Source organism: Pseudomonas sp. Pseusp11 (assembly GCF_047304405.1).
GTDB lineage: Bacteria > Pseudomonadota > Gammaproteobacteria > Pseudomonadales > Pseudomonadaceae > Aquipseudomonas.
Genome location: NZ_JBGLZF010000091.1, coordinates 1 through 1,580, shown reverse-complemented (window position 1 = coordinate 1,580; position 1,580 = coordinate 1). Strand labels below are relative to the sequence as shown.

The window sequence follows — 1,580 nt, the reverse complement described above, 5'->3', positions numbered from 1 at the left end:
CGCAGAACCTCCACTCGGCCTCTCGATATAGGTTGTCCGTTCCTGTCCTCTTCCATACTTCGGTGTCTGGAAGTCAGTTTTGATCAAGGAAGGAACATGCACCTGTGGGCTACGAATATGCCTCTCAAGCACGTGATGATTACCCCCTCACTTTCGAGTCCACAGGTGCGCTTGCGCCCTCTAACGAATACTCAGGGAAAGCCCGACACGGCTCTCTATATCGCTTTCGCTGGACGCAAGCATGCATGTCCCTGCATGTACTTTAGCGCCTGTGGAGGTTGTCGATGCAAACGCTCCTGTCTCAGAGATTCACTGCTTATGTCGGAATAGATTGGGCCGATACCAAGCACGACGTGTGTTTGCAGGTCGCCGGGGAAACCCGGCCGCACTTCTCTGTCATCGACCACACACCCCAATCGATCGATCGTTGGGCGAAATCGTTGTTTGAGCGCTACGGTGCTCCAATTGCGATTGCTCTTGAGCTCAACAAGGGGCCTTTGGTGGCGGCCCTGCAAAAGTACGAGTTCTTTTGCCTGTTTCCAATCAACCCAAGCACCTTGGCCAAACACCGTAAAGCCTTTGTCGGCAGCGGTGCCAAGGATGATCCGACCGATGCTCAATGGGCGCTGGAGTTGTTGCTCACCTATCCCCAACGGTTTGCGCAGCTGATGCCGCAAAGCCCGGCCATGCGTATTTTGGCCAGCCTGACAGAACATCGGCGTGCGTTGGTTGATGAGCGAGTAAAGGTCAGCAACCGCTTGATCTGTACGCTCAAACAGTATTATCCAGTGGCCCTGGAGCTGTTTAGCAATCATGACACCTTGGTGTTCTGCGACTTTCTGATGCGCTGGCCCACGCTTGAACACATCAAGCGTTCCCGCCAGAGTACTTTTCTCAAGTTCTTTAACGAACACAACGCTCGTCACCCTCAACTCAATCAAGCGCGCTGGGACATCATCACTAAAGCGATGCCTTTGACGCAGGATCCGGGGGTAATACGTCCTTCGCAGTTGTACGCAACAGCCTTGGCGTCGCAACTCAAAGGGCTCATTTCCACCCTCAAAGATTTTGATCGCGAGATCGAAGAAACGGCCAACACCTTGGCTGATTACCCGATCTTTAAGGCACTCCCAGGCGCCGGCCAACATCTTGCACCGCGCCTGATGGTGGCTTTTGGTGAACAACGTGATCGATTTAGCGATGCCAATGCGATGCAGCGATATGCCGGAATCGCACCGGTTACCCAACGTAGCGGAAAGAAGAAAGTCGTTTATTGGCGCTACCGATGCTCAACCTTCTTGCGTCAGACCTTCGTCGAATGGGCTGCTCACAGCATCACTCAATCAACCTGGGCCGAGGCTTATTATCGGCAGCAGCGGGCTAAAGGTTGCTCATACCAGGCGGCCCTGAGGGCACTCGCTTTTAAGTGGATCAGAATCGTCTATCGGTGCTGGAAAACCGGCACTGCCTATGACGAAATGACTTACTTGCAGGCTTTAACGCGGCGCGGATCAACGCTGGTAGAGGCGTCGATGGAGGTAGTCACCGGTTGACGGACAGGCTCAGGGCGTGAGGGGGCG

1 protein-coding gene is annotated in these 1,580 nt (G+C 54.2%); it reads left to right on the top strand.

The features are described from left to right. The first annotated feature begins 284 nt into the window (after window positions 1-284). Window positions 285-1,553, top strand: a complete 1,269-nt coding sequence (locus ACCC96_RS30265; RefSeq protein WP_413697739.1) for an IS110 family transposase — start codon at window positions 285-287, stop codon at window positions 1,551-1,553. Window positions 1,554-1,580: the final 27 nt, after the last annotated feature.

What these genes read in the sequence shown, in the direction of transcription:
- ACCC96_RS30265 (WP_413697739.1), top strand. Translation starts at nt 285, where the DNA reads ATGCAAACGCTCCTGTCTCAGAGATTCACTGCTTATGTCGGAATAGAT.